General features: G+C 74.8%; 24 protein-coding genes and 1 pseudogene. 9 read left to right on the top strand and 16 right to left on the bottom strand.

Annotated features, from left to right (window positions below; genetic code table 11):
* Positions 1 to 106 precede the first annotated feature (106 nt).
* From CBP52_RS03190 to CBP52_RS03180, 3 genes are read right to left on the bottom strand one after another with little or no spacing between them, the layout of a single operon-like run.
* Positions 107 to 1,753, bottom strand: coding sequence for an ABC transporter permease (locus CBP52_RS03190; RefSeq protein WP_094179796.1), 1,647 nt, complete (start codon positions 1,751 to 1,753; stop codon positions 107 to 109).
* Positions 1,750 to 2,673, bottom strand: coding sequence for an ABC transporter ATP-binding protein (locus CBP52_RS03185; RefSeq protein WP_094179795.1), 924 nt, complete (start codon positions 2,671 to 2,673; stop codon positions 1,750 to 1,752). Before CBP52_RS03185 ends, CBP52_RS03190 begins: the two co-directional genes overlap by 4 nt.
* 49 nt (positions 2,674 to 2,722) lie before the next feature.
* A complete protein-coding gene (locus CBP52_RS03180; RefSeq protein WP_094179794.1) occupies positions 2,723 to 3,418 on the bottom strand; it encodes a TetR/AcrR family transcriptional regulator in 696 nt (231 codons plus the stop codon).
* A 150-nt stretch (positions 3,419 to 3,568) separates the two neighbouring features.
* Here CBP52_RS03180 and nhaA point away from each other — a divergent pair, with 150 nt between their 5' ends.
* The gene (gene nhaA / locus CBP52_RS03175) at positions 3,569 to 4,879 is read left to right on the top strand and encodes a Na+/H+ antiporter NhaA (RefSeq protein WP_094179793.1); all 1,311 of its coding nucleotides are present in this window, start codon (positions 3,569 to 3,571) and stop codon (positions 4,877 to 4,879) included.
* Positions 4,880 to 4,895: 16 nt separating this feature from the next.
* Here nhaA and hflX read toward each other — a convergent pair whose 3' ends face one another.
* Positions 4,896 to 6,440, bottom strand: a complete 1,545-nt coding sequence (hflX, locus tag CBP52_RS03170) for a GTPase HflX (protein WP_094179792.1) — start codon at positions 6,438 to 6,440, stop codon at positions 4,896 to 4,898.
* A gap of 128 nt (positions 6,441 to 6,568) precedes the next feature.
* On the opposite strand from hflX, the gene CBP52_RS03165 reads away from it, so the two are divergent.
* Together CBP52_RS03165 and CBP52_RS03160 are read left to right on the top strand one after the other, a co-directional pair.
* Positions 6,569 to 7,189, top strand: a complete 621-nt coding sequence (locus CBP52_RS03165) for a class I SAM-dependent methyltransferase (RefSeq protein WP_094179791.1) — start codon at positions 6,569 to 6,571, stop codon at positions 7,187 to 7,189.
* A 36-nt stretch (positions 7,190 to 7,225) separates the two neighbouring features.
* The gene (locus CBP52_RS03160; RefSeq protein ID WP_232514632.1) at positions 7,226 to 8,689 is read left to right on the top strand and encodes an MFS transporter; all 1,464 of its coding nucleotides are present in this window, start codon (positions 7,226 to 7,228) and stop codon (positions 8,687 to 8,689) included.
* Here the strand turns inward: CBP52_RS03160 and CBP52_RS03155 are convergent.
* Genes CBP52_RS03155 through CBP52_RS03135 form a run of 5 tightly spaced genes read right to left on the bottom strand, consistent with a single transcriptional unit; the run spans position 8,617 to position 12,246 of the window.
* Complete coding sequence (locus CBP52_RS03155; protein ID WP_094179790.1) at positions 8,617 to 8,985, bottom strand: thioredoxin family protein; 369 nt, start codon at positions 8,983 to 8,985, stop codon at positions 8,617 to 8,619. The genes CBP52_RS03160 and CBP52_RS03155 overlap by 73 nt on opposite strands.
* Positions 8,982 to 9,959 carry a diaminopimelate epimerase gene (gene dapF, locus CBP52_RS03150; protein ID WP_094179789.1) on the bottom strand — a complete coding sequence of 326 codons (978 nt, stop codon included), beginning with the start codon at positions 9,957 to 9,959 and terminating at the stop codon, positions 8,982 to 8,984. The genes CBP52_RS03155 and dapF overlap by 4 nt, the downstream gene beginning before the upstream one ends.
* Positions 9,956 to 10,915 carry a tRNA (adenosine(37)-N6)-dimethylallyltransferase MiaA gene (gene miaA, locus CBP52_RS03145; protein ID WP_094182101.1) on the bottom strand — a complete coding sequence of 320 codons (960 nt, stop codon included), beginning with the start codon at positions 10,913 to 10,915 and terminating at the stop codon, positions 9,956 to 9,958. Before miaA ends, dapF begins: the two co-directional genes overlap by 4 nt.
* Positions 10,912 to 11,679: a hypothetical protein gene (locus tag CBP52_RS03140; protein WP_094179788.1), complete on the bottom strand. Its 768-nt coding sequence runs from the start codon at positions 11,677 to 11,679 to the stop codon at positions 10,912 to 10,914. Before CBP52_RS03140 ends, miaA begins: the two co-directional genes overlap by 4 nt.
* Positions 11,680 to 11,727: 48 nt before the next feature.
* Positions 11,728 to 12,246, bottom strand: coding sequence for a YbjN domain-containing protein (locus CBP52_RS03135; protein WP_232514631.1), 519 nt, complete (start codon positions 12,244 to 12,246; stop codon positions 11,728 to 11,730).
* Between the two features lie 150 nt (positions 12,247 to 12,396).
* On the opposite strand from CBP52_RS03135, the gene CBP52_RS03130 reads away from it, so the two are divergent.
* Together CBP52_RS03130 and CBP52_RS03125 are read left to right on the top strand one after the other, a co-directional pair.
* Positions 12,397 to 12,996 (top strand): YbjN domain-containing protein, encoded by a 600-nt coding sequence (locus CBP52_RS03130; RefSeq protein ID WP_094179787.1) that lies wholly within the window; start codon positions 12,397 to 12,399, stop codon positions 12,994 to 12,996.
* Positions 12,993 to 13,511 carry a YbjN domain-containing protein gene (locus tag CBP52_RS03125; protein ID WP_094179786.1) on the top strand — a complete coding sequence of 173 codons (519 nt, stop codon included), beginning with the start codon at positions 12,993 to 12,995 and terminating at the stop codon, positions 13,509 to 13,511. The genes CBP52_RS03130 and CBP52_RS03125 overlap by 4 nt, the downstream gene beginning before the upstream one ends.
* 55 nt (positions 13,512 to 13,566) lie before the next feature.
* Here CBP52_RS03125 and miaB read toward each other — a convergent pair.
* Positions 13,567 to 15,161 (bottom strand): annotated as a pseudogene (miaB, locus tag CBP52_RS03120) (tRNA (N6-isopentenyl adenosine(37)-C2)-methylthiotransferase MiaB).
* 156 nt (positions 15,162 to 15,317) lie between these two features.
* Here miaB and CBP52_RS03115 point away from each other — a divergent pair.
* The 4 genes from CBP52_RS03115 to CBP52_RS03100 all read left to right on the top strand — a co-directional run bounded on the left by CBP52_RS03115 (position 15,318) and on the right by CBP52_RS03100 (position 18,677).
* Positions 15,318 to 16,106: an amino acid ABC transporter ATP-binding protein gene (locus CBP52_RS03115; RefSeq protein ID WP_094179785.1), complete on the top strand. Its 789-nt coding sequence runs from the start codon at positions 15,318 to 15,320 to the stop codon at positions 16,104 to 16,106.
* Positions 16,107 to 16,172: 66 nt separating this feature from the next.
* Positions 16,173 to 17,039, top strand: coding sequence for a glutamate ABC transporter substrate-binding protein (locus CBP52_RS03110; protein WP_094179784.1), 867 nt, complete (start codon positions 16,173 to 16,175; stop codon positions 17,037 to 17,039).
* Between the two features lie 88 nt (positions 17,040 to 17,127).
* Complete coding sequence (locus CBP52_RS03105; RefSeq protein ID WP_094179783.1) at positions 17,128 to 17,802, top strand: amino acid ABC transporter permease; 675 nt, start codon at positions 17,128 to 17,130, stop codon at positions 17,800 to 17,802.
* Positions 17,799 to 18,677: an amino acid ABC transporter permease gene (locus CBP52_RS03100; protein ID WP_094179782.1), complete on the top strand. Its 879-nt coding sequence runs from the start codon at positions 17,799 to 17,801 to the stop codon at positions 18,675 to 18,677. The genes CBP52_RS03105 and CBP52_RS03100 overlap by 4 nt, the downstream gene beginning before the upstream one ends.
* 63 nt (positions 18,678 to 18,740) lie before the next feature.
* Here the strand turns inward: CBP52_RS03100 and rny are convergent, their stop codons facing one another.
* From rny to CBP52_RS03070, 6 genes are all read right to left on the bottom strand, one after another.
* Positions 18,741 to 20,279: a ribonuclease Y gene (rny, locus tag CBP52_RS03095; RefSeq protein ID WP_232514630.1), complete on the bottom strand. Its 1,539-nt coding sequence runs from the start codon at positions 20,277 to 20,279 to the stop codon at positions 18,741 to 18,743.
* 149 nt (positions 20,280 to 20,428) lie between these two features.
* Positions 20,429 to 21,019, bottom strand: a complete 591-nt coding sequence (locus tag CBP52_RS03090; RefSeq protein WP_198303563.1) for a regulatory protein RecX — start codon at positions 21,017 to 21,019, stop codon at positions 20,429 to 20,431.
* Positions 21,020 to 21,044: 25 nt separating this feature from the next.
* Positions 21,045 to 22,088: a recombinase RecA gene (gene recA / locus CBP52_RS03085; RefSeq protein WP_094182098.1), complete on the bottom strand. Its 1,044-nt coding sequence runs from the start codon at positions 22,086 to 22,088 to the stop codon at positions 21,045 to 21,047.
* A gap of 239 nt (positions 22,089 to 22,327) precedes the next feature.
* On the bottom strand, positions 22,328 to 23,239 hold the full coding sequence (locus tag CBP52_RS03080) for an MBL fold metallo-hydrolase (protein WP_232514629.1): 912 nt from the start codon (positions 23,237 to 23,239) through the stop codon (positions 22,328 to 22,330).
* Position 23,240: 1 nt separating this feature from the next.
* Positions 23,241 to 25,352 (bottom strand): alkaline phosphatase family protein, encoded by a 2,112-nt coding sequence (locus CBP52_RS03075; protein ID WP_094179780.1) that lies wholly within the window; start codon positions 25,350 to 25,352, stop codon positions 23,241 to 23,243.
* Positions 25,353 to 25,449: 97 nt separating this feature from the next.
* Positions 25,450 to 25,683 (bottom strand): DUF3046 domain-containing protein, encoded by a 234-nt coding sequence (locus tag CBP52_RS03070; protein WP_094179779.1) that lies wholly within the window; start codon positions 25,681 to 25,683, stop codon positions 25,450 to 25,452.
* Positions 25,684 to 25,769: the final 86 nt, after the last annotated feature.

Genomic DNA, 25,769 nt, shown 5'->3' with positions numbered 1-25,769 from the left:
TGGGAAGCCCGGACCACCCCACCGGTCGGTGGGGTGGGCGGCCGGTGGGGTGGGCGGCCGGTGGCGTGCGCGGCCGGTGGGGTGGGCGGCTGGTCGGATGCCGGCGTCAGGCGGGTTCGACGTCGCGCCGCGCGAACCGGCGCAGGCCCGTCGAGCCGAGCCCGACGGCCACGGCCGTCAGCACGGCCAGCGGCGCCCAGGCGAGCTCCTCGAGGGGCAGGTACGGGACGGCGGCGAACGGCAGTGCGTCGAGCAGCCAGTCGGGCAGCCCGAGGACCTCGCCCAGCATCGTCGCGATCCACATCGCCACCAGCACGCCCCACGTGACCGGCAGGGCGAGCCGCGGGGCCCACCCGAGCAGCGCGACCGCGAGACCGACGAGCACCATGACCGCGGGCCAGTACGCCAGCGCGGCGCCCGCCATCACGGCGGCCTGCGCGGGGTCGTCGACGGTCGAGCCGTGGACCGCGCCGAGGGTCGCACCGCCGACGACGAGCAGCACGGCCGAGCCGACGACGGGGATCACGAGCCGCTCGAGCACCCACCGCGTGCGCGACAGCGCGCCGGCGAGCTGCGGCTCGAGGATCCCGGTCGCCTCGTCGGCGCGCAGCGTCAGCGCGGACTGGATCGCGAACACCGCGGTGACCAGGGCGATCATGCTCGCCAGGAGCGCGAGCAGCGCGCTCACCCCGGTCCCGCCCAGGATGGCGGTCGCGTCACCGCCGACGTCGTCCATGAGGTCGGTCATGGCGTCGACGACCGAGCCGAACAGCAGGGCCGTCAGCACGACCGCGAGGCTCCACCCGACGACGGGCCCGCGCTGCAGGCGCAGCCCGAGCCCGAGCGGCGACCCGAACCGGGCGGGCGCCGAGGCAGGACCGGGGCGCGCCGCGAGCAGCCCCGTGCCGTGGTCCCGCACACCCTCGACGGCGACCGCGACCGCGCACAGGCCGACGCTCACGACGGCGAGCAGCACGAGCGGCCACCAACGGTTGCCGGCGAACGGCTGCGCCTCCTGCGCCCAGCCGATCGGGGACGCCCAGGTGAGCGTGCCGTCCCCGAGGTCGCCGATCATGCGCAGCACGTAGCACCCGAGCACGACGCACGCGGCGAGCGCGTTGGCCCCGCGCGCCGTGGCCGCCACCTGCCCGGACACGGCGGCGACCCCGAGTCCGAACAGACCGACGCCCGTGACCGACGCCCCGAGCACGAGCGACCCCGCGATCCCCGCACCCTGCGGGTCGAGCCCCTGCGACACCGACACGGCGGCCACCCCGGCCCCGACCGCGAGGCAGAGCGCCGCGAGGACCACCCAGGAGGCCGCCGCGTGCGCGTGCACTCCGAGCGCGCGCGAGCGCAGGAGCTCGGTGCGGCCCGCCTCCTCGTCCGCACGACCGTTGCGTGTGACCAGGAAGACCACGCCGAGCGCGAGGGACAGGGCGAGCGTCATCCAGCTCTTCGTCCAGACCGCCCCGCCGAGCGTGTTCGCGACCGGCGACAGCCCGGTGAGCGCGCGGATGCCCGGCGTGTCGGACACGGCCGCGAACTCGTCGAGCGCCTGCTGGGTCGAGAACAGCTCGCGGTAGTAGGACGCGACGTAGGCGACCAGGGCGACCAGCACGACGAGCCACACGACCAGGCGGACGCGGTTGCGGCGCACGACGAGGCGGACCATCGGCGCGAGGCCCGCCAGGTCGTCCGCGCCGCGTCGGGTGGTGCGAGCCGGCGCGCGGCGCGCCAGGGTCGTGGTCACCTGCGTCCTCCCTCGCCCGCCAGGGCCGCGAGCTCCTCGCCGTAGTGGCGCAGGAACAGCTCCTCGAGCGACGGGGGGTTCGCGACGAGCGAGCGGGGGCCGAGCGCCGCGACGCGCGCGAGCACCGCGGGCAGCGCGGACTCGTCGACCGCGAACGTGACGTGCCGGTCGACGACGACGAGGTCGTGCACCCCTGGCAGCTCGGTGAGCCCGTCGGCGCCGCCGTCGAGCACCGCGGTCACCTGGGTCCGCGTGAGGTGACGCAGCTGCGCGATCGTCCCGGACTCGACGGTGACGCCCTCGCGGATGATCGTGACCCGGTCGGCGAGCTTCTCGACCTCGGCGAAGATGTGGCTCGACAGCAGGACGGACCGCCCCTGCGCCTTGAGCTCGCGGACGGACTCGGTGAACGCCGCCTCCATGAGCGGGTCGAGACCGCTCGTCGGCTCGTCGAGCAGCAGCAGCTCGGCGTCCGACGCGAGCGCGGCGACGAGCGCGACCTTCTGCCGGTTGCCCTTCGAGTAGGTGCGCGCCTTCTTGGTCGGGTCGAGCTCGAAGCGCTCCAGCATGGCCGCCTTGCGGCGCGGGTCGAGACGTCCGGAGATCCGGCTCAGGATGTCGATCGCTTCGCCCCCGGTCAGGTTGGGCCACAGCGTGACGTCGCCGGGGACGTACGCGATGCGGCGGTGCAGCCGGACCGCGTCGGTCCACGGGTCGCCGCCCAGCAGGGTCACGGACCCGGCGTCGGCCTTGAGGAGGCCGAGCAGGACGCGGATGGCGGTGGTCTTGCCGGCTCCGTTGGGGCCGAGGAAGCCCACGACCTCGCCGGTGGGGACGGTCAGGTCCAGGCCGCGCAGCGCACGGGCGGGACCGAAACTCTTGTGGAGGCCCTCGACCTGGAGGGCCAGGGTGCTGGACATGGCTGCACCTCGGGTGGGTGGGGATGGACGCCGCGGGCGGCGGGTGCCGTCACGCGCTCTCGTGCTGCGGCTGCGGCTGCGGCTGGCCGGTCGGCGGGTCGCCCACGTACAGCAGGTAGTCGTCGAGCATGCGGCGTGAGGTGAGCAGGCCCTCCGTGAACAGCTCGAGGGTCGGCAGCACCTGCTCGCGCTGGCGCGCGGCCATCGCCTCGACCAGCGCGTGCGGCGTCGCGTCGGGCAGCGTGAGGAACTGGACGACCAGTGCGCCCATCGTCTGGTGGACCAGGTGGCGCAGCCGCGCCTCCTCGTCGCGCGACGGCCGCAGCAGGCCCGACTCGACGCCCGCCCGCATGACCTCGCGGGCCTTGTCGACGAGGTGGTCGAGGAAGCGCCGCGCGGGTGCGCCGCCGGCGTGGACGGCGCGCAGCATGTAGACGACGAGCACGGCGGCGGGCCCGGGTTCGGCGAGGTTCGCGAGCAGGAACGCGCTGGGGTCGCCCAGGCTGCTCGTCTTGAGCGCCTCGTAGCGGCGCAGCACCTCGGTGTCGCACTGCTCGCGCAGCTCGGCCTTGGAGCGGAAGTGGTGGGTGATGAGTCCGGGCGAGACGCCGGCCCGCTCGGCGATGACACGGAACGGCGCGTCGAACCCCTGCTCGGCGAAGCACTCGATCGCCGCGTCGCGGATCCTCGCCCACGCGGTGAGCTCGCTCGCCGGGCGACCACCCGGCACCGGTGCTGTATGCACGACCAGCAGCCTATGCGCGTGACCAGCCGCAGACAACGCCGGCCTGCCGAGAAGCGGCTCCGCGCCCACGCCACGGGCGTCGTAGGATCGGACCCGGAGTGCCGGGAAGCCTGGTCGGCGTCATCGTCGCCGACCCCGAGGACTCCCCGCATGCCGATCGCACCCACCACCCTGCTGTCGCGCCGCTCGTGGCCCGAGACCCGCCGCGTCTCGGAGATCCTCCGCAAGGAGACCGTGGGAGGCGCCCTCCTCCTCGCAGCGACGGTCGTCGCTCTCGTGTGGGCCAACTCCCCTGCTGCTGCGTCCTACAGGGCGCTGCGCGACCACGAGGTCGGGCCCGAGGCCCTGCACCTGCACCTGTCGCTGGGTACCTGGGCAGCCGACGGCCTCCTGGCGATCTTCTTCTTCGTCGTCGGCCTGGAGCTCAAGCGCGAGTTCATGGCGGGCGACCTGCGCGATCCCCGGCGCGCCGCGCTGCCGGTCCTCGCGGCCGTCGGCGGCATGGTCGTCCCCGCGGTCGTCTACGTCGTGGTCGCCGCACGGTCCGGCGGCGACGCGCTGGACGGGTGGGCGATCCCCACGGCGACGGACATCGCGTTCGCACTCGCGGTGCTCGCGGTCGTCGGCACGCACCTGCCCGCCGCGCTCCGGACCTTCCTGCTCACGCTCGCCGTCGTCGACGACCTGCTCGCCGTCACCGTGATCGCGGTGTTCTACACCGACACGGTGCAGGTCACGCCCCTGCTCGGCGCGCTCGCGCTCGTCGCCGTCTTCGCGGTGGCCGTGCAGCGTCGGGTCCGCTCCGGCTGGCTGCTGCTCCCGCTCGCGTTCGGCGCGTGGACGCTCATGCACGCGTCCGGGGTGCACGCGACCGTCGCCGGCGTGCTGCTCGGCTTCACCGTCCCCGTCGTGCGCAGCGCGCGGGCCGGCGGGCCCACCGCCGGGCCGGGACCGGCCGAGCACCTCGAGCACCGGTTCCGGCCGCTGTCGGCGGGCGTGGCGGTGCCGGTGTTCGCGTTCTTCGCCGCCGGGGTGAGCGTCGGAGGGCTGGACGGCCTGCGCACCTCGCTCACCGACGCGGTGGCGCTCGGCATCGTCGCGGGGCTCGTGGTGGGCAAGCTCGTCGGCATCCTCGGCACCACGTGGCTCGTCGCGCGCGTGACCCGCGCCCGGCTGGACCCGGCCCTGAGCTGGTGGGACGTCGTCGCCGTGGCCGCCTTGGGCGGGATCGGGTTCACCGTGTCGCTGCTGATCGGCGAGCTCGCGTTCGACTCCGCGGTGCGCGCCGAGCACGTCAAGGTGGGCGTGCTCGCGGGCTCTGTCGTCGCGTCCGGCGTCGCGGCCGTCCTGCTCCGCGCCCGCAACCGCGCGTACCGCCGGATCGAGCAGGCGGAGCGGCTCGACTCCGATGGCGACGGCGTCCCCGACGCGTTCGAGGAGGCGGACGACGCCCAGGCGTGACGCTCAGGCGTGACTCTCAGGCGCGGCGGACCGCCGCGGCCTCGAGCTCGGCGGCCAGCGACTCGTCGACGCGCGCGCGCAGCGCCGTCCCGTCGGCCGTGTGCTCCTCGTGGTCGATGTCGCCGTGCTCGTGCACGCGGCTCACCAGGTCGCCGCGGTGGTACGGCACCACCACGTCCACGCTGACCCCCGGCCGCGGGAGCTGGTCCGCGATGAGGGCCTGCAGCTCCGCGATGCCCTCACCGCTGTGCGCCGAGACGACGATCGAGTGCAGCTCACGCGAGCGCAACCGGGCGATCGCCTCGGGCGACGCCAGGTCCGCCTTGTTGAGCACGATGATCTCGGGCACGTCCATCGCGCCGGGGATGTCCGCGAAGACGTGGCGGACGGCCGCGATCTGCCCCTCGGGATCGGGGTGCGAGGCGTCGACGACGTGCAGGATGAGGTCCGCGTCGGCGACCTCCTCGAGCGTCGAGCGGAACGCCTCGACGAGCTGGTGCGGCAGCGCACGCACGAACCCGACCGTGTCGGCGAGCGTGTAGACGCGGCCGTCGACCGTCTCCGCACGACGCACGGTCGGGTCGAGCGTCGCGAACAGCGCGTTCTCGACGAGCACGCCCGCGTTCGTCAGCCGGTTGAGCAGCGAGGACTTGCCCGCGTTGGTGTAGCCGGCGATCGCGACCGACGGGATCGCGTTGCGGCGGCGCGACGCGCGCTTGGTCAGCCGCGCGGGCTGCATCGCGGCGATCTCGCGGCGCAGCTTGGCCATCCGGTTCCGGATGCGCCGGCGGTCGAGCTCGATCTTGGTCTCACCGGGTCCGCGCGAGCCCATGCCCGCGCCCGCGCCGCCGACCTGGCCACCGGCCTGGCGGGACATCGACTCGCCCCAGCCGCGCAGGCGCGGCAGCAGGTACTCGAGCTGCGCGAGCTCGACCTGCGCCTTGCCCTCACGCGACTTGGCGTGCTGGGCGAAGATGTCGAGGATCAGCGCCGTGCGGTCGACCACCTTGACCCGCACGATGTCCTCGAGCGCGCGGCGCTGCGAGGGTGCGAGCTCGCCGTCGACCACGACGGTGTCGGCCCCCACCGCGGCGACGACCGACGCGAGCTCGGCGGCCTTGCCGGAGCCGAGGTACGTGCCCGGGTCGGGCTTCGCGCGGCGCTGCAGCAGCCCCTCCAGGACCTGCGAGCCCGCGGTCTCGGCCAGCGCCGCGAGCTCGCGCAGGGACACCTCGGCCTCGCCGAGCGTCCCGTTCGCCGCGCCCGCGCCGGACGAGCCCCACACGCCGACGAGCACGACCTTCTCCAGGCGCAGCTCGCGGTACTCGACCTCGGTGACGTCCTCGAGCTCGGTCGACAGTCCCGCCACGCGGCGCAGCGACGTGCGCTCCTCGAGGTCGAGCTGGTCGCCGTCGTACGAGGAGTGCACCGTGCCGCCGGCGTGCAGCGCGGTCCCCGCCCTCGCGAGCACCCGCGCCACCACGTCGTCGGCCACCTGCTGGGGCGAGCGCGGCTCGTCCGGCGTGGGGCTCGGTGTGGTGGTGCTGTGGGTCTCGCTCACGCGGCTCCTTCGACGTCGCTGGTGCGGTCCACGCGGGGGCGCACGCCTCCCGCGTCCCGTCCAGGGTCGCACGCCCCCGGCGACGCGGCGACGCGTTTTCGCTCCCGGCGCAGCGATACCCTCACCCCGTGGCAGCCGACCACTACTTCACCGCGCGGCCCGCGTCCCCCGACGAGCGCCGCACCGTCGTCGTGCACCTCGCGGGACGCGACCTGACCCTCCAGACGGCGGGCGGGGTGTTCTCCCCCGACCACGTGGACCACGCGACGCGGGTGCTGCTCGACGAGGTCCCGTCACCCCCGGCGGTCGGGGACCTGCTGGACCTCGGCTGCGGGTGGGGACCGATCACGCTCGAGCTCGCGCTGCGCTCGCCGCACGCGCGCGTGTGGGCGGTCGACGTCAACGAGCGCGCGCTCGACCTCGTGCGCCACAACGCGGCCGCGGCCGGGGCGACGAACGTGCGGGCCGTGCAGCCCGACGACGTCCCCGACGACGTGCGGTTCGCGGCGCTCTGGTCGAACCCGCCGATCCGGGTCGGCAAGCAGGCGCTGCACGAGCTGCTCCTGCGTTGGCTCCCGCGCCTGGCCCCGGGCGGGCGCGCCCACCTCGTCGTCGGCAAGAACCTCGGTGCGGACTCGCTGCACCGGTGGCTGTCCGACGAGCTCGCGGGGCGGGCGGAGGTGACGCGCCGGGCGAGCGCCAAGGGTTTCCGCGTGCTGGAGGTCACGGCGGCCGACGACGCCCGCTGACCGCTCGGCGTGGGTGCGGGTGCCTAAGGTGCTCCGGTGCCTGCCGCCGTGACCCCCGACGCCCGCGCCGCCTGGACCCGGCTGCGCGCCACGACGTGGGCGCTGTGCGCGATCGTCTTCCTCGCGGCGTTCGAGTCGCTCGCCGTCACCACGGTGATGCCCACCGTCTCGCTCGAGCTCGACGGCGCGGGCCTGTACGCGGTCGCGTTCGCCGCACCGCTCGCCTCCGGCGTCGTCGGGATGGTGCTCGCGGGCGCGTGGGCGGACCGCACCGGCCCTGCGCGGCCGCTGGTGGCCGCGGCCGGTGCGTTCGTCCTGGGCCTCGTGGTGGCCGGGCTCGCCCCGACGATGGTCGTGCTCGCCGGCGGCCGTCTCCTGCAGGGCCTCGGCGGCGGCGCGCTCACCGTCGTGTCGTACGTCGTCGTCGCCCGGCTCTACCCGGGTGAGCTGCACCCCCGCGTGTTCGCCGGCTTCTCCGCGGCGTGGGTGGTGCCGTCGCTCGTCGGGCCGCCGGTCGCCGGTCTCGTGACCGAGCACCTGCACTGGCGGTGGGTGTTCCTCGCGGTCGCCGTCCTCGTCGTGCCGGTGGTGGCGGTGGTCCTGCGCCGCGTCGCCCCGGTCGGCGCACCCGAGCCCGCGGACGCGTCCCGGGCCGCGCCGGACCGTGCCGCGGGCGGCTCGCGCGTGGCGTCACGCCGCGTCGCCTGGGCGGTGCTCGCGGCCGTCGCGGTGCTCGCCCTCGGCGCGAGCGCCGAGCTCACCGGCGCGGCGACCACGGCGACCGCGGTCGTCGGCGGTGGCGTGGCGCTCGTCGCCCTCGCCCGGCTCGTCCCCGCGGGGACGCTGCGCGCGGTGCGCGGGCTGCCCGCGGTCGTCGCGTCGCGCGGGCTGCTCGCGGGCGCGTTCTTCGGTGCCGAGGTGTACCTGCCGTACCTGCTCACGCGCCGGTACGACGTCGCGGCGACGCTCGCGGGGGTCACGCTCACGGGCGCCGCGCTCACGTGGGCGCTCGCGTCGTGGCTGCAGGGCCGGCTGGGCGAGACCCGGCTCGGTCACGAGCGCGCGATCCGCGTGGGCACGATCGTCGTCGCGCTCGGGATCGCGGCCTCGACGCTCGCCGCGGCGGTGCACGCACCCGTGCCCGTGCTCGTCGTGACGTGGGCGACCGCCGGGTTCGGGATGGGGCTGACGTACGCCCGCCAGACGGTGCTCGTGCTGCGCTACTCCTCGCGCGAGGCCGCCGGGACCAACAGCTCGGCGTTGTCCGTGGCGGACTCGATCGGCGCGTCGATGGCGCTCGCGGTGACTGGCGTCGTGTTCGCGGCGGCCGCCGACCAGGGCGGCGACGCACCCTACGTCGCGTGCCTCGCGCTCACGGTGGTGCTCGCCGCCGGGTCGGCCGTGGTCGCGCGACGCGTGGCCGCGCGTCAGGCCACCGGCCCCGCCGGGTCGCCGGCGTCCGCCGTGGAGCCCACCGACCCGAGCGCCGCGCGCACCTGAGCGAGCCGCGGCACCCCGGCCGCGCGGTGCCGCACGACGCCGTCGGCGTCGAGGACCAGCACGGTCGGCGTGCTCAGGACACCGAGCCGACGCCCCAGCCGCTCCCCGAGCGGTCCGGCGACGTCCAGCTCGACCAGCCGGACGCCCTCGGCCGTGCCCACCGCGCGCTGGAGCACCACCCGCGCCATGCGGCACGGCTGGCAGAACGTGCTCGACAGCTCGACGACGGTGGCGCGCTCCCCGAGCGGCCCGCCCAGCTCCGCGGGCGAGATCACCGGGACCTGCGAGGCGCTCACGCGCCGAGGAGGGCCGTGACGTCGACGTCCATCTCGCCGACGAGCACCGCGGGCCCTGCGAGCTCCGCGCGGGAGTCCGCGAGCGCGGTGACCCGGACCGTGCCGCCCGGCACGTCCACGAGCCAGACGTCGGGCGCGCCCGGGCCCGCCCAGGTGCGCACGGCCATCGCGGCGGCGACCGCTCCCGTGCCGCACGAGCGGGTCTCCCCCACACCGCGCTCGTGCACGCGCATGCGCAACCTGCCCGTGAGGCTGCCGTCGACGACGGACTCGCCCAGCGGCACGACGAGCTCGACGTTCGTGCCGTACGGGGGCACGGGCTCCACCCGGGGCGCGGTCACGAGGTCGGCGGCGTCGAGCACCGCGGTGTCGGGCAGGGCGAGCACGCTGTGCGGGTTGCCCACGTCGACGCTCAGCGCGGGCCGCGCGACGTCGAGGCCCGCGACCGTGACCTCGGCGTCGAACCCCGCGCTCTGGGCGGCGGCCCCGCCGGGCAGGTGCCAGCGGCCGATGTCGAACGCGAACCACGCCCCGTCCGTGACGTCCTGCGGCACGGCGACCCGGCGCACCCGCATGACGCCCGCGCGCGTACCGACCGCGAGCTCGTCGCCGTCGTCCCACAGGCCGAGCCGGTCGAGGTACAGCGCGAACACGCGCACGCCGTTGCCGCACATCTCCGCGACCGAGCCGTCGGCGTTGCGGTAGTCCATGAACCAGCGCGCGTCGGGAGCGGCCTGGAGCAGGTGCGCCCCCTCGGCGACGTGCTGCGTGCCGACGAGCCGGATCACCCCGTCGCCGCCCACGCCCGCGCGTCGGTCCGCGAGCGCGCGCACGAGCGCCGCGCTCAGGTCGAGGCGCCCGTCACGGTCGTCGAGCAGCACGAAGTCGTTCTGGGTCCCGTGCCCCTTGGTGACGTGCAGGGTCCCGGTCGCGCCCGGGCCGGTGCCGGCGGCGACGTCCACGGCGGCGGTCATGAGCCCAGACTACGGCGGGGCGCCGGGTCGTCCGTGGCGTGTCCGAGACGGCCCGCGTCGGCCCGCGCGACGAGCGCGAGCGCGTGCGCGACGAGGTCCGGGTCGCGCGAGTCGAGCCAGTGCACGCGCGGGTCCCGCCCGAACCAGCCCATCTGCTTGCGGGCCAGGCGCCGCGTGCCGGCCGTGATCGCGTCCCGCGCCCCGTCGGTCGTGAGCTCGCCGCGCAGCAGCGCGGCCGTCTCGGCGTACCCGACCGCCCGTGCCGCGGTCCGCCCCATGCCGTGCGCGAGGAGCCGTTCGACCTCGTCGACCAGCCCGTCGGCGAACATCCGCCGCGTGCGTGCGGCGACGCGCTCGTCGAGCACGGCACGGTCGCAGTCGAGCCCGATCTGCACCGCGGGGACCTCGTACACGTGCTGCGGCAGCGACGACGAGTACGGCCGGCCGGTGAGCGCGATGACCTCGAGCGCCCGCACGACGCGACGTGCGTTGCGCGGACCGATCGACGCCGCGGCCGTCGGGTCGACGCGCTCGAGCTCCGCGTGCAGCGCACGGGACCCCTCCTCCTCGACGCGCTGCTCGAGCCGGGCGCGCACGGCCGGGTCCGTACCGGGGAACTCCATGTGGTCGAGCAGCGCCCGCACGTACAGCCCGGAGCCGCCCGCCGCGACGACGCGCACGCCGCGGGCGTGGCAGTCGTCGACCGCCACACGCGCGAGCGCCTGGTAGTCGGCGACGCTGGCCTCGTCACGCGGGTCCAGCACGTCGAGTAGGTGGTGCGGCACGCCGCGCCGCTCGGCGGGCGTGAGCTTGGCGGTCCCGACGTCCATGCCCCGGTAGAGCTGCAGCGCGTCGGCGTTGAGCACCTCGCCGCCCAGCGCGAGCGCGAGCTCGACCGCGAGGTCGGACTTGCCGGTCGCGGTGGGGCCGACGACGGCGACGACGAGCGGGCTCACGCCGCCACCCACGTCCCGACGACGTGCTGCGCACCGAGCAGGAGCACGCCGCGCACGTCGGCGACGACGCGCGCCCCGTCGAGCGCGCCGAGCAGCACCTGCCACGGACCCCAGCCGGTCACCGCGAGCGCCGCGGCCTCGCCGGCGTCGAGCCCCGCGAGCCGGTCGAGCGCGTCCGGGTCGACCGCCGCCAGGTCGGCGACGAGGCGTGCGTCGTACGCGGGAGCGGCGGGGTCGTCGGCGAGGGGGCCGTCCGGCCCGTGCCGACCGCTCGCCGAGCCGACCACGACCAGCGCCGTGCGTCCCTCGCCCACCGCCGCCCGTCCCGCCGTCCGCAGCGCGCCCGCCGCCCCCGCGCGCGGCGTGCGCGCGACCACGAGGCACCCCGTCGGCCCGGACCACCCGGCCGCGGCGAGCAGGTGCAGCGCGAGCGAGGCGCCGGGCGGCGCCACCCGGCGCCCCTGCGTCCGTACGGAGGACACCGCGACGAGGTCGCCCCCGACGGCGTCGGCGAGCAGGTGGTCCGGTACACCGACGGGCGCGAGCGACGCCGAGACCGGTCCGGCGAGCGCGACGACGTCGTCGGCCGTCGACCCTGCCGCGCCGTCGTCGGGCGCCACCACGACCACGCGGTCGGCGGCGCGCACGGCGGACGCGACCGCCCCCACGGCCGCCGCGCGGAGCGCACCCGCAGCGTCCGTGCGTCCGCTCGCCCCGGGGACCAGGAGCACGGTGTCGGGGACGAGCGCGGCGGCGACGAGCATGCACCGAACCTAGCCGCTCACCGGGCACGCCCCGCGCGGGGCGTGACGTCAGCCCTCGCGCGCCGCGGCGATGCGCGCGCGGTGCTCCTCGACCGCCTGCGGGTAGGCCTCGTCGAGCCGCGCGAAGAACGCGAGCGCGGTCGACACGGCGCAGCTCAGATGCTGGTCGAGCTGCTCGTCCGCGAGCCCGTGCGCGTAGTCCACGGCGTGCTCGGCGTAGACGCCCAGCTGGTCCTCCTCGACGCGCACGTACGTCTTGGGGAACACCTTCGAGGTGTTCCACTCGTTCACGAGCTCGAGCACCTCGAGGTACGCCGCCGCCGGCACCGCGCGCGACCAGCGACCGCGCACCTGCAGGAACTCGCGCTCCGGCCCGATGCGCACGAAGTAGAAGACGTGGTCGTCCCAGATCCCCCCGATGTCGCCGTCGGAGTCGATCGCGTACCGGTACCCGTGCGCGTCGAGGACGGCGGTGATCCGCTCGTTCGACAGCGGCTCGAGCGTGGTCGAGCGCCCGGGCGCCTCCGCTGCCGTCTCGGGCTGGTCGTTCCTGGTGAAGAAGCCCACGGGGGCACCGTCCTCGTCGTCGTCGTGCGCGATCGTCGCGACCCTAGCCCGCGCGCGGCGCACCGGGCGAGCGCGACGCCGCCCGTCCGCCCGTCCACGGTTCGGGACGCCCACCGCGATCCCGCGCGGGGGCCCGGGTAGTGTCGCCCCATGACCGCCACGCCCGACGAGCACCGTCCCTGGTGGCGTCGGCGGCGCGCGCCGGCGGGCACCGGACAGGCTCGCGGTCCCGCCTCCGACCCCAGCGACGACGAGCTCCACGACAGCGTCACGCGTCTCCTCGCGCGCGAGCTGGGCGTCGCCGAGCCCGCGCCGGACCACCCGCGCGCGGTCACGCCGGCCCGCATCGCCGCGTGGATGAGCGACAACCACTTCAGCTACTTCGTCGACAACGACGGCGACCTCGGCGGCCTGTGGCGCGGGCGCCTGTTCTACTTCTTCCTCTTCGGCGAGAGCTCGGAGATCCTGCAGGTCCGCGGCCAGTGGCACCGGGAGATCGCGATCGAGCGCCTCGAGGAGGTGCTCGACCTGTGCAACGAGTGGAACGCCGACCGGATCTGGCCCAAGGCGTACGTGCGCGTGCGGGACAACGGGCGCGTGCACGTCGTCTCGGAGGTCGCGACCGACCTCGAGCACGGCGCGACCGACGCGCAGCTCTCGCAGCTGCTGTTCTGCGGGCTGTCCACCGGCTCGATGTTCTTCGACGCGCTCGACGAGAAGTACCCCGACCCGGCCGGGAGCATGCCGTGAGCGGGCCCGGCTGGCTGCTGCGCGTGCTCGGCGGGCTGCCGAAGCCGCCCAAGGACGTGCCGTCGGACGACGAGGAGCCGCGTCCCGTCACGCGCGACCGCGTGGGCGACTACCTGCTCAGCAAGGGCTACCGGTTCATCGTCGACGACGACGGCGACCTCACCGGGACGTGGGACGGCAGCCGCTTCTGGTTCCTGCTGCTGGGCGAGCACGACGAGATCGTGCAGGTGCGCGGTCGGTGGCAGCGCCAGGTCCCGCTCGAGCAGCGGGGCGCGGTGTCCCTCGCGCTGAACGACTGGAACCGCGAGCGCATCTGGCCCAAGGCGTACGTCCGCGAGGAGGAGGGCATGCTCGCCCTGTACTCGGAGGTGAGCGCCGACTTCGAGCCGGGGGCGACCGACGCCCAGCTCGCGCAGATCCTGGCGTGCGGCCTGGGGACGGGTGTGCAGCTGTTCGCGGCGCTCGAGGCGACGATCCCGGGCCCCGGGCCGACGACCGGGCTGCCGGACGACTGACGCCGCACCCGGCGCACGCGCCGCGGTGCGCCCCACGCGGGTGCGCGTCAGCGGGTCAGCGAACCGTGAGCGTCGGCATCCCCAGGCTCACCGGACCGGCGGGCGCACCGCCCGTGCCGCACGAGCCGCCCGCGTGCTCGTCGTGCCCGTCCTCGTGCCCGTCCTCGCGGCCCTGCCGTGCCGCCCACGCGTCCCCGGCCCGGGTGCGACGCACCGCGAACGGGCCGCCCGTCACCGCGGAGTCCGCGACCAGGTGGTGCGGCGCGCCGTGCGTCACACGCACCGTGACGAGGTCGCCGGGCCGCGGGGCGTCCGCCGGGGCCAGGTCCGCCGGCAGGGCGAGGTGCACGAGCCGGTTGTCCGCGGCGCGCCCCGAGATGCGGCGCGTCTCGCCGTCCTTGCGGCCCTCGCCCTCGGCGACGAGCACCTCGACGACCCGCCCGACCTGCGCGGCGTTCTCCTGCGCGCAGATCCGCTCCTGGAGCGCGACGAGCCGCTCGTAGCGCTCCTGCACGACCGCCTTGGGCAGCTGGTCCGGCAGGTCCGCCGCGGGGGTGCCCGGGCGCGGGAGTACTGGAACGTGAACGCCGACGAGAACCGCGCGGCCTCGACCACGCGCAGCGTGTCCTCGAAGTCCTCGTCGGTCTCCCCCGGGAACCCGACGATGATGTCGGTCGTGATCGCGGCGTGCGGGATCTGCGCTCGGACGCGGTCCAGGATGCCGAGGAACCTTTCCGAGCGGTACGACCGCCGCATCGCGCGCAGCACGCGGTCCGAGCCGGACTGCAGCGGCATGTGCAGGGACGGCATCACCGTGGGGGTCTGCGCCATCGCCGCGATGACGTCGTCGGTGAACGCGGCGGGGTGCGGCGAGGTGAAGCGCACGCGCTCGAGCCCGTCCACGGCACCGACCGCGCGCAGCAGCTTGGCGAACGCGCCCCGGTCGCCGAAACCGACGCCGTAGGAGTTGACGTTCTGGCCCAGCAGCGTCACCTCGATCGCGCCCGTCGCGACGAGCGCCTCGACCTCCGCGAGGATCTCGCCGGGCCGACGGTCGCGCTCCTTGCCGCGCAGGTGCGGGACGATGCAGAACGTGCACGTGTTGTTGCAGCCCACGCTGATGGACACCCAGCCCGCGTACACGGACTCGCGGCGCGTCGGCAGCGTCGACGGGAAGACCTTGAGGGACTCCTCGATCTCGACCTGCGCGCGCTCGTTGTGCCGCGCGCGCTCCAGCAGCGCGGGCAGGACGTCGAGGTTGTGCGTGCCGAACACGACGTCCACCCACGGCGCCCGCTCGACGATGCCCGCGCGGTCCTTCTGCGCGAGACAGCCGCCGACGGCGATCTGCATGCCCCCCGGACGGCTGCGCTTTGTGCCCGCGAGGCGACCGAGGTTGCCGTAGAGCTTGTCCGCGGCGTTCTCACGCACCGCGCACGTGTTGATCACGACGACGTCGGCGTCCTCCGCCGCGACCTGCTCGGGCGTCGCCGCGACGTAGCCTGCCTGCTCGAGCATGCCGGCCATGTGCTCGGAGTCGTGCACGTTCATCTGACAGCCGAGCGTCTTGACCAGGTAGGTGCGCACGGAGCCCCGCGGCGCCTCGGCGGGCGTCGGGGCGGGCGCGGGGGCAGGCAGGGTCGTGGACATCACCGACCAGGGTACGCGCGCGTCGTCGCAGGCCGTCGCACCGCGGCGGTGGCCGGGCGGCCGTGACCTGGTCACGCGTCCGGTCCGCCCCAGATGTTTCCTGATCGAAACGCGACGAAGGATGCACCACGGGGCATTTCCCCCTACGTTCGTCGGATGGTGGACCTCGCGACAGCCTCGTCCGGGCCTGCGGCGCACGACGACGAGGGGGCGCCCCTCGTCGAGCTGCGCGGCGTCGACAAGCACTTCGGCCCCCTGCACGTGCTCAAGCAGATCGACCTGACGGTCGCGCGGGGCGAGGTGGTCGTGATCATCGGCCCGTCCGGCAGCGGCAAGTCCACCCTGTGCCGCACCATCAACCGGCTCGAGACCATCGACGCCGGCACGATCACGATCGACGGTCGCGAGCTGCCCGCCGAGGGGCGCGAGCTCGCACGCCTGCGGGCCGACGTCGGCATGGTGTTCCAGTCGTTCAACCTGTTCGCGCACAAGACGGTGCTGGAGAACGTCACGCTGGGGCCGATCAAGGCCAAGGGCGTCAAGCGCGCCGCGGCCCGCAGCCGCGCGATGGAGCTGCTCGACCGGGTCGGCGTCGCGAACCAGGCCGAGAAGCTGCCCGCCCAGCTGTCGGGCGGTCAGCAGCAACGCGTCGCGATCGCCCGGGCGCTCGCGATGGACCCCAAGGTCATGCTGTTCGACGAGCCGACGTCCGCGCTCGACCCCGAGATGATCAACGAGGTGCTCGACGTCATGGTCGGGCTCGCGCGCGACGGCATGACGATGCTCGTCGTCACCCACGAGATGGGCTTCGCGCGCCGCGCCGCGAACCGCGTGGTGTTCATGGACGGCGGCGAGATCGTCGAGCAGGCCGACCCCGAGACGTTCTTCACGTCGCCGTCGAGCGCGCGCGCCCGCGACTTCCTGTCCAAGATCCTCACCCACTGACACTGACCCGGACGACCCGCCGACCTCCCGCACGAAGCGCAGTCACCCGACACGAAGGGACCCACCATGACCCGTCTCACGCACCGGCCGCGCCGGACCGCGGGCGCCGCCGCGCTCGCCCTCGCCGCCGCACTCACCCTGGTGGCCTGCTCGTCCGACGACGGTGACGACGGCGCCACCGGCGACGGGACCGGCGACGGCGGCACGATCCGCATCGGCATCAAGTTCGACCAGCCCGGCCTGGGCTTCAAGGACGGCGACGAGTACACCGGGTTCGACGTGGACGTCGCCCGCTACGTCGCCGACAAGCTCGGCTACTCCGAGGACCAGATCGAGTTCGTCGAGTCCCCGTCCGCGCAGCGCGAGACCATGCTGCAGAACGGCCAGGTCGACATGATCTTCGCGACGTACTCGATCACCGACGAGCGCAAGAAGGTCATCTCCTTCGCCGGTCCGTACTTCGTCGCCGGTCAGGACCTGCTCGTCGCGGCCGACGACACCTCGATCACCGGCCCGGAGGACCTGGACGGCAAGAACCTGTGCTCGGTGACCGGGTCGACGTCCGCGCAGCGCATCAAGGACGACTACGCGGCGGGCACCCAGCTGCTCGAGCAGCCCGGCTACAGCGAGTGCGTCACCGCGCTCACCGCCGGGACGGTCGACGCGGTCACGACCGACGACATCATCCTCGCGGGCCTCGCCGCCATCCCCGCCAACGAGGGCAAGGTCAAGGTCGTCGGCAACCCGTTCTCCGAGGAGAACTACGGCGTCGGCCTGCCGAAGGACTCCGACAAGTGCCAGGCCGTCACGGACGCCATCAACGCGATGCTCGAGGACGGCTCGTGGCAGAAGGCGCTCGACGACAACGTCAGCGCGTCCGGGTACGAGCCGAACGCCGACCTCAACCCGCCGACGCCCGCCGCCTGCGGGTGAGGCCTGACGTCCGGTCGGGCCGTCGGCGCGGCCCGACCGGACGCCGGCGGACCAGCACTCGGGTGGACGAAGCGTGACAGGAGGGTCGGTGGACGACTTCACGTCGTTGTTCAGCGAGTTCGACGTGCTCGGGGCGTTCTGGACCAACATCCAGCTGACGTTCTTCGCGGCGATCGTCTCGCTCGTCGTCGGGACCGTCCTCGCGGTCATGCGCATCTCCCCCGTGCCGAGCCTGCGGTGGGCCGGCTCCACGTACGTCACGCTGATCCGCAACACGCCCCTCACCGTGATCATCGTGTTCTGCGTGCTCGGCCTGTGGGGGCAGCTCGGCATCACGCTGTCGTCCGACTTCCAGCGCAACTTCTTCTGGCTGTCGGTGCTCGGCCTGGCCGTCTACCACGCGGCGTTCGTGTGCGAGGCGCTGCGCTCGGGCGTGAACACGGTCCCGGTCGGGCAGGCCGAGGCGGCGCGCGCGATCGGCCTGGACTTCGCCTCGTCCGCGCGGCTCGTCATCCTGCCGCAGGCGTTCCGGGGCGCGGTGGCGCCGCTCGGCAACGTGCTCATCGCCCTCACCAAGAACTCGACCGTCGCCGCGGCGGGCTCGGTCGCCGAGACCTCGGGGCTCCTGCGCACGATGATCGAGAACCGCCCGGACCTCATCCTGGCGATCTTCTTCATCTTCGCGTTCGGGTTCGTCCTCATCGTCGTGCCCATCGGGCTCGCGACGACGAGCCTGTCGCGGCGGCTGGCGGTGGCGCGGTGAGCGGGTCCGTCCTGTTCGACGCCCCCGGCCCGCGCGCGCGGCGCCGGATGGTCTGGGTCAACGTCGCCGCGACCGTCGTCGTCGTCGGCATCGCCGTGTACGCGCTGGTGCTGCTGAACCGCAAGGGCCAGCTCGACAGCGACCTGTGGGCCCCGCTGTTCACCGTCAGCGCGTGGCAGGACTACTTCCTGCCCGGCCTGCGCCAGACGCTCGTCGCGGCCGGGCTGTCCATCGTCACGGCGGGTGTGTTCGGGTTCGTGTTCGGGCTCGGGCGGCTGTCCGCGTCGCGCACCGTGCGCATGGTGTCGGGCGGCGTCGTCGAGTTCTTCCGCGCGGTGCCCGTGCTCATCATGATGGTCTTCTTCTACATGGCGATCCCCCGGCTCGACCTGGTCTCGCCCCAGGACCTGCCCCTCGTCTCGGTCGTGCTCGGGCTCACCCTCTACAACGGATCCGTGTTCGCCGAGCTGGTGCGCTCGGGCGTGCACAACCTGCCCCAGGGCCAGCGGGAGGCCGCGCTCGCGATCGGGCTGCGCCGGCCGCAGTCGCTGCGCCTCGTCGAGGTACCGCAGGCCGTCATCGCGATGCTCCCGGCGATCGCGAGCCAGCTCGTCGTGATCCTCAAGGACACCGCGCTGGGCGCGATCATCACCTATCCCGAGCTGCTCGCGGCGGCACGACGGTTCGGGTCCGGCAACGGCAACATCCTGCAGGCCCTCGTGGTCGCGGCGGTCGTGTTCATCGCCATCAACTGGCTGCTCACGCGGCTCGCCGAGGCGCTCGCCGGCCGGGTGGGCCGTCGCACGGCCGGCAAGGCGCGCGCCGAGGCGCCCAGCCTCGTCGTGACGGCCGGCGTCGACGACCAGCGGCCCTGACCCCGGCCGTCCCGGTACCGTCGAGGTCGCCGTCCGGGCTGCCGTACCCGGCGTCGTCGCGGGTCAGCCGGCGGTGGCGCTCGCGCGGATCTCGCGCACGACCGTGACCGTGATCTCGCCCGGGTAGGTCAGGTCGGCCTCGATGTGCCGCGCGATCGCGCGCGCGAGGTCCGGCAGGCTCCCGTCGTCCACCTCCGACGGCTCGACGACGACGCGCACCTCGCGCCCCGCGGCCATCGCGAGCGCCCGCCGCACGCCCCGGTGCTTCGCGACGAGGCTCTCGAGCCGGTCCATGCGCTCGAGGTACTGGTCGAGCTCCTGGCGCCGCGCGCCCGGCCGCGACGCCGAGATCGCGTCGGCGATCTGCACGACGACGGCCTCGACCGTCTCGAGCGGCACCTCGTCGTGGTGGGCGGCGATCGCGTTGACGACGACGTCGTCCTCACCGTGACGCCGGGCGAGCTCGGCGCCCACCGCGGCGTGCGTCCCCGGGATCTCGTTCGTGAGCGCCTTGCCCACGTCGTGCAGCAGCGCCGCACGCCGCGCGAGCTGCTCGTCCGCACCGAGCTCCGCCGCGACCGAGCCCGCGAGCAGCGCGCTCTCCACGAGGTGCTCGAGCACGTTCTGCCCGTACGACGTGCGTAGCCGCAACCGCCCGAGCGTGCGCACGAGCACCGGGTGCAGCCCCTCCACCCCCGCGCGCTCGGCCGCGACGTGCCCGGCCGCGACCGCACGGTCGTCGGCGCCGGCGAGCGCCTCGGCGTACGCCTCCTCGATGCGCTGCGGCTGGATCCGCCCGTCCGCGACGAGCGCCTCGAGCGTCACCTGGGCGACCTCGCGACGCTCGGCGTCGAAGCACGAGAGCACCACGGCGTCCGGTTGCTCGTCGACGAGCACGTTGACGCCGGTGAGCGCCTCGAAGGACCGGATGTTGCGGCCCTCCTTGCCGATGATGCGGCCCTTCATCTCGTCCGACGGCACCGGGACGACGGTCAGGCCGGCCTGCGCGCTCGTGGCCACGGCCGTGCGGTGCACCGCGGTCGCGACGATGCGGCGCGCACGGGCCTCCGCGGTGCGGCGCGCCTGGGCCTCTGCGCGTCGTACGTACGACGAGGCCTCGTTCTGCGCCTGCTCGGTGATGCGGCGGGTGAGCGCGGCCCGCGCCTCGTCGGCCGTGAGCCCGGTCGCCGACTCCAGCTCGGCGCGCGCCTGCGCGTGCGCGGCGTCGAGGGTCGTGCGCGCCTGCTGGGCGGCGCGCTCCACCTGGGCGGCGCTGTCACGCTCGGCGGCGGCCAGCGCACGCTCGGCGGCGCGCCCGGCGGTCTGCGCGCTGCGCTCGTGCTCACGAGCGCGCTCCTCGGCGGCCTGGGCCCGGGAGTGCGCCGCGGCGGCGGCCTCGTCGCGCTCGCGCGCCCGCTGCTCGCGTCGCTCGGCGGAGGCGAGCAGCTCACGCGCCGCACCTTTGATCTCGGCGACGTCCTTGGCCGCCTGCTCGCGCTGGGCGCTCGCCTCACGCCGCGCGATGAGCACGAGGATGAGCGCCACGAGGCAGGCGCCGAGCAGCCCGACGACTGTCGCGACACCGCTCCAGTCCACGCTCACCTCCGCTCGTCGCGGTCATTGTCGCGCACGCGCGGCTCCTCGTCCGCCGCGACACCCGAACCAGGACGAGGGCATCCGTCCAGGTCAGTGCCCGAGCGATGCGCCCGGGCGCTCGTCATGGGTCTCTCGTCCTGCCGGACGGGTGCCCCTCAGACGTCCCAGGGACCCGCGGCCGGACCGTCGTCGGCGTGCTGCCCGCGCTCAGCGGCGAGCTCCTCGCGCGCGAGCCGCAGCGCGAGTCCCGGCGCGTAGCCCTTGCGGCCGAGGGTGCCCGCGACCCGCCGCAGACGGGTCGCGTCGTCGAGCCCGGACGTCGCCCGGAGCTTGCGGCGCACGATCGCGCGCGCCGCCTCCTCCTCGTCGTCCTGGTCGACCTGCTCGAGCGCGACCGCCGCGGTCTCGTCGTCGATGCCCTTGCGCCGCAGCTCGACCGCGAGCGCCCGGCGGGACAGCCCGCGCTCCTCGTGGCGGGTCCGCACGAGCATCCGTGCGTACTCGGCGTCGTCGATGAGCCCGACCTCGGTGAACCGGTCGAGCACGCGCGCCGCGACCTCCTCGGGGACCTCGCGACGTGCCATCGCCTCCTCGAGCTGCGCACGGCTCCGCGGCGCGCCCGTGAGCAGCCGCAGCGCGATGGACCGCGCGACGGACTCCTGGTCGGGCTCGGCGTCGTGCGCCGCGGCGCCCGTCGACGGCGGCTCCTGAGCCGGCCGCCGTCGACGAGCACCCGCGTTGCTCATCGCCATACCGGTGCTCCGACGGAGGTCAGAAGTCGACCGCCGGCGGCGCGTCCGCCGGCACGTCGAGGCGCGCACCGATGCCGAGCTTCTCCTTGATCTTCTTGTCGAGCTCGTCGGCGAGGTCCGGGTTGTCGCGCAGGAACTTGCGCGCGTTCTCCTTGCCCTGACCCAGCTGGTCGCCCTCGTACGTGAACCACGCACCGGACTTGCGGATGAAGCCGTGCTCGACGCCGAGGTCGATCAGCGAGCCCTCGCGCGAGATGCCCACGCCGTACAGGATGTCGAACTCGGCCTGCTTGAACGGCGGCGCCATCTTGTTCTTGACGACCTTGACGCGTGTGCGGTTGCCGACCGCGTCGGTGCCCTCCTTGAGGGTCTCGATCCGGCGGATGTCCATGCGGACCGACGCGTAGAACTTGAGGGCCTTGCCACCGGTCGTGGTCTCGGGCGAGCCGAAGAACACGCCGATCTTCTCGCGCAGCTGGTTGATGAAGATCGCGGTGGTGCCGGAGGAGTTGAGGGCACCGGTGATCTTGCGCAGCGCCTGCGACATCAGTCGCGCCTGCAGACCGACGTGGCTGTCACCCATCTCGCCCTCGATCTCGGCCTTCGGCACGAGCGCGGCGACCGAGTCGATCACGATGATGTCGATCGCGCCGGAGCGGATCAGCATGTCCATGATCTCGAGCGCCTGCTCGCCCGTGTCCGGCTGGGACACGAGCAGCGCGTCGGTGTCCACACCGAGCTTCTTGGCGTACTCCGGGTCGAGCGCGTGCTCCGCGTCGATGAACGCCGCGATGCCGCCGGCCCGCTGCGCGTTCGCGACCGCGTGCAGCGCGACCGTCGTCTTGCCGGAGGACTCCGGGCCGTAGATCTCGATGATGCGGCCGCGCGGGAGACCGCCGATGCCGAGCGCGACGTCGAGCGCGATCGAGCCGGTGGGGATCACCTCGACGGGGGCACGGCCCTCGTCGCCGAGGCGCATGATGGAGCCCTTGCCGAACTGACGGTCGATCTGGGAGAGGGCGGCCTCGAGGGCCTTCTCGCGGTCCTGGGGTGCGGGAGGCATGTGCTCCACCTTCGTCTCGAGCAGCTGACGTGCTGCGCCTGCGGGGGCTGGTCTTCTCGTCGTGCGGTGACGCTATGCCCGACCACCGACACAGCCGTCGCGCACCTCCCGGCCCTGTGGACGGCCCCTCACGGGGACCGACCTGTGGACGGGTGGACGTCGCGGACGTCGTCACCGCGCACCACACTACCGAACAGACGTTCGATCGCGCGCGACACGCCGATGTCCCGCGTGACGCGTCACCGCACGCGCACGCGGACCTGGTCCCCGGGCTCGAGCACGTGCACCGCGCAGCCCGGCGCCCGCCGCGCGACGGCCGCGGCGAACGCCGGACCGGCCGCGTCCATCCAGCCGGGCGGCAGCCGCCGCGAGACCGGGGCGTGCAGCGTCCCCCAGTGCACCGGCACGGCCGCCGCTGCCCGCACCGCCGCGACCGCCTCGGCGGCCTGGACCGGGTCCATGTGCCCGCCGGACAGCCGCGGCCCCCACCCGCCCACGGGCACCAGCGCGAGGTCGATGGGCCCACCCGCGAGCGCCGGCAGCTCCGCCATCTGCGGGAACGGCGCGGTGTCCCCCGCGAACCACACCCGCACCCCGGGGCCGACGACGAGGAACCCCACGGCGGCGTTCGGCCGGTGCGGCATGGGCCGGTGCCCGTGCACCGCGGTCACCGGCCGCACACGCACGCCCGTACCGGGCACGTGCCACCACGAGCCCTCGGGCACCGCGACCGCCGGCACGCCGTGGCGGGTGAGCCAGTGGGCGTTGCTGGGCGGTGCGACCACGGGCGTCGCGCCCAGCAGCTCGAGCGAGCCCAGCTCCGCGTGGTCGTGGTGCAGGTGCGAGACCAGCACCGCGTCCGCGTCGCACCAGTCCTCGCGCCGCGGCGCCCCGCCGCGACGGCGCAGCAGGCCCGCGTGACGGCGCAGCAGGGGGTCCGTCAGCAGCCGGACGCGTCGCGCGACCCCCGGCTGCTCCCCCGCGAGCGTGAGGTCGAGCACCACGCTCGCGTGACCGAGCCAGCGCACCGTGACATCGGGCACCGTGACATCGGGCACCGTGACATCGGGCACCGTGACATCGGGCACCGTGACATCGGGCACCGTGACGTCCGGCACCGTGACGTCGGGCATCTCGTCCCGCGACGTCACGTCACACCTCCCGCAGCCCGGCGCGCCGCGCCCACCGCACGAGCTGCTCGTGCACGGCCTCCGCGCCCACGAGCAGGTGCTGCGCGCCGACCGCCTCGCGCAGCTCGTCGTCCACGGGCCACTGCGCGGGGTGCAGGAGCATCGCGAGGTTCTGCGCCCCGCCGATCCCGCCGTGGGACCCGACCTGGCCCTCGAACGCGTGCACGTGCCCGCCCGGCGTGACGCGCGAGACGAGCAGCAGGTCCCCCGTGTGCGGCAGCCGCGCGGCGCGCGCGAGGTCCGCGCGTCCCCGCGGCCCGTACGGCGCCAGCGGGTCCTCCCCCTCGACCGCGTCGGCCGGGTCCGCGTCGCGGTCGGGCTCCAGGAGCACCAGTCCGCGCGCACCGATCGCGACGAGCCCGCGCGTGCGCGTGTCCACGACGACCGCCCCGACGCCGGGCCGCGCGGCGAGCCCCGGCACGAGCGCGGGCCAGCGCTCCTGCAGCTCCTCGAGGACGAGCCGGTGGTCGGCTCGCGGGAACCACACCAGCCCGAGGTTGCCGGACCCGACGACGACCACCTCGGGCGGCTCGGGGGTCGCGGAGTCCCGTACGCGACCCGACGCCCGTCCGGCGTCCGGCCCGACCGCGCGGCTGCCGCCCGAGCCCACGACGCTCGTCAGGAGCGCGTTGAGCGGTCCCCAGTCCTCGCCGGTCCCGCTCTGGACACCGCTCGCGTCCGGCCGCGCCATGAGCTCGCGCACGACGTCGAGCAGGCTCGCGCCCTCGAGCTGCTCGAACGTCTCGCCGAGCGCCTGCCCGTGGTCGGACAGCACGACGACGCGGTAGTCGCGCGGCGCGACCGCGACGGCCTGCTCGAGCGTGCGCAGCACCCGGTCGAGCCCTTCGAGCGCCCGCAGCGACTCCGGGCGCGTGGGACCGGCGTGGTGCGCGATCTCGTCGTAGTCGACGAGGTCGACGAACACCACCGGGTCGCCCCGGACGACCGCCTCGGCGACGAGCGACGTCGACAGGTCCCGCATGAGCACGTTCGTCACGCCGCGCAGCACCACGTACCAGCCGCCGCGCGAGATGCGCGGGCGCACGTCGCGCACGTGCTGGCGCCGCGCCTGGTACAGCTCCTTGACGATCTCGCCGATCGTGAGCGAGACCGCGCGGGCGAGCACGAACGGGCTCGCGAAGAACCGCACGAACTCCGCCCCCGGCCCCAGGCCGCCGCCCGAGCCGTCGGGGGCGCGCGTGCGTGTGCGGCTCATCACGACGTACGCGCGCTCGGCGTCGCCGGTGAACATCGTGGACACGGCCGTGCCGCCGCCCGCCAGCAGCCCCTTGCCGTCGGTGAGGCGCGTCTCGACGAGCGCGGCGTCGGCGGGGTGGTTGGTCACGACGAGGCGGCCGAGTCCGCGGTCCCACCACCGGAACGCGGGGATCTCGCCGGACTCGCCGTGCAGCAGGCCGGCCTGGCTCGCGGGGGTCGTCGACGGCACGCGCGCCCACCAGGTCTCGAGCCGGTGCGTGCCCTGCGTGAGCCAGCGCTGCATCGTCGGCGCGAGCCCGGCCTCGACCGCCTCGCGCAGCACGGGCTCGGCGACGCCGTCGAGCTGCACGACGAGCATGCCCGCGGGCCTGCCCTGCGGCACGCGACCGTCGAGCCGGCGCGCCTTGCGGCGGGCGCGACGCAGCACGTCGGAGATCACGTACTCGGAGTCGTTCGCGCCGAGCAGCCAGCGGCCGACCGCCATGACGACCGCGGCGATCACGATGACGCGCACCACCGCCCACGCCGAGGTCACCTCGATGCCCGGCACCAGGGAGAGCGCGGCCCACGCGATCGCGACCTGCGCGACGAGGCCGAGCACCAGGGCGCCCATCGCTCCGACGGGCCGTGCGAGCGCGCGCAGCGGGGGGCGCAGCGCGAGGTCACCGACGAACACGAGGAGCGCGACGACGAGCACGCCGCCGACCCCGGTGGCCTCGACGCCGTCGACCAGGGCGATCGCGACCCCGAGACCCGCGGCGGTCGCGACGAGGCCGACGAGCGCGTCGGCCGCGTCACCGAACGTCGGCAGCCACGGCGCGCGCCGACGCGCGGTCTGCTCTCGCCCGTCGTCCACCGGCCGTCCTCGGGTCGTCCTCGGGTCGTCTCGGGTCGCCCACCGGCGGTCCGCCGGATGGTCCCAGTGCTGGTCTACCGGCTGAACGCCTGCCGGTCTACCGGCGGGGTGGCGCCGGGCGGCGCAGGTCGGCGCCCCAGCGCTGCGACTGAGGGATCTGCAGCTCGTCGCACATGGCGTGCCAGACCTCGCGCGGGTCGGCACCGTCCTCGAGCGCGGCCGCGGGTGTGCGGTTCTCGAGCGCGCCGACGACGAGGGTCGCGACCAGCTCGCGCCCGTGCGCGCTGCCGAGCACCTCCTCGACCAGCTCCCAGAACTCGCTGTACCTCACGGCGCCAGCCTGTCACGCGCAGGCGTCGGGACGCACACGGCCGGCGGACGCGGCCGACGGACGCGGAGCCGCGGCCGGGACGCCCG

Source organism: Cellulomonas sp. PSBB021, assembly GCF_002240455.1.
GTDB classification, from domain to species: domain Bacteria; phylum Actinomycetota; class Actinomycetes; order Actinomycetales; family Cellulomonadaceae; genus Cellulomonas; species Cellulomonas uda.
This window is presented reverse-complemented; position numbering and strand designations above follow the sequence as displayed.

Coding starts and splice junctions, on each gene's coding strand:
- recA (WP_094182098.1), bottom strand. CDS start 22,088: ATGCCTCCCGCACCCCAGGACCGCGAGAAGGCCCTCGAGGCCGCCCTC.
- CBP52_RS03090 (WP_198303563.1), bottom strand. CDS start 21,019: ATGAGCAACGCGGGTGCTCGTCGACGGCGGCCGGCTCAGGAGCCGCCG.
- CBP52_RS03115 (WP_094179785.1), top strand. CDS start 15,318: ATGGTGGACCTCGCGACAGCCTCGTCCGGGCCTGCGGCGCACGACGAC.
- nhaA (WP_094179793.1), top strand. CDS start 3,569: ATGCCGATCGCACCCACCACCCTGCTGTCGCGCCGCTCGTGGCCCGAG.
- dapF (WP_094179789.1), bottom strand. CDS start 9,959: ATGACCGCCGCCGTGGACGTCGCCGCCGGCACCGGCCCGGGCGCGACC.
- CBP52_RS03130 (WP_094179787.1), top strand. CDS start 12,397: ATGACCGCCACGCCCGACGAGCACCGTCCCTGGTGGCGTCGGCGGCGC.
- CBP52_RS03185 (WP_094179795.1), bottom strand. CDS start 2,673: ATGTCCAGCACCCTGGCCCTCCAGGTCGAGGGCCTCCACAAGAGTTTC.
- CBP52_RS03110 (WP_094179784.1), top strand. CDS start 16,173: ATGACCCGTCTCACGCACCGGCCGCGCCGGACCGCGGGCGCCGCCGCG.
- CBP52_RS03140 (WP_094179788.1), bottom strand. CDS start 11,679: ATGCTCGTCGCCGCCGCGCTCGTCCCCGACACCGTGCTCCTGGTCCCC.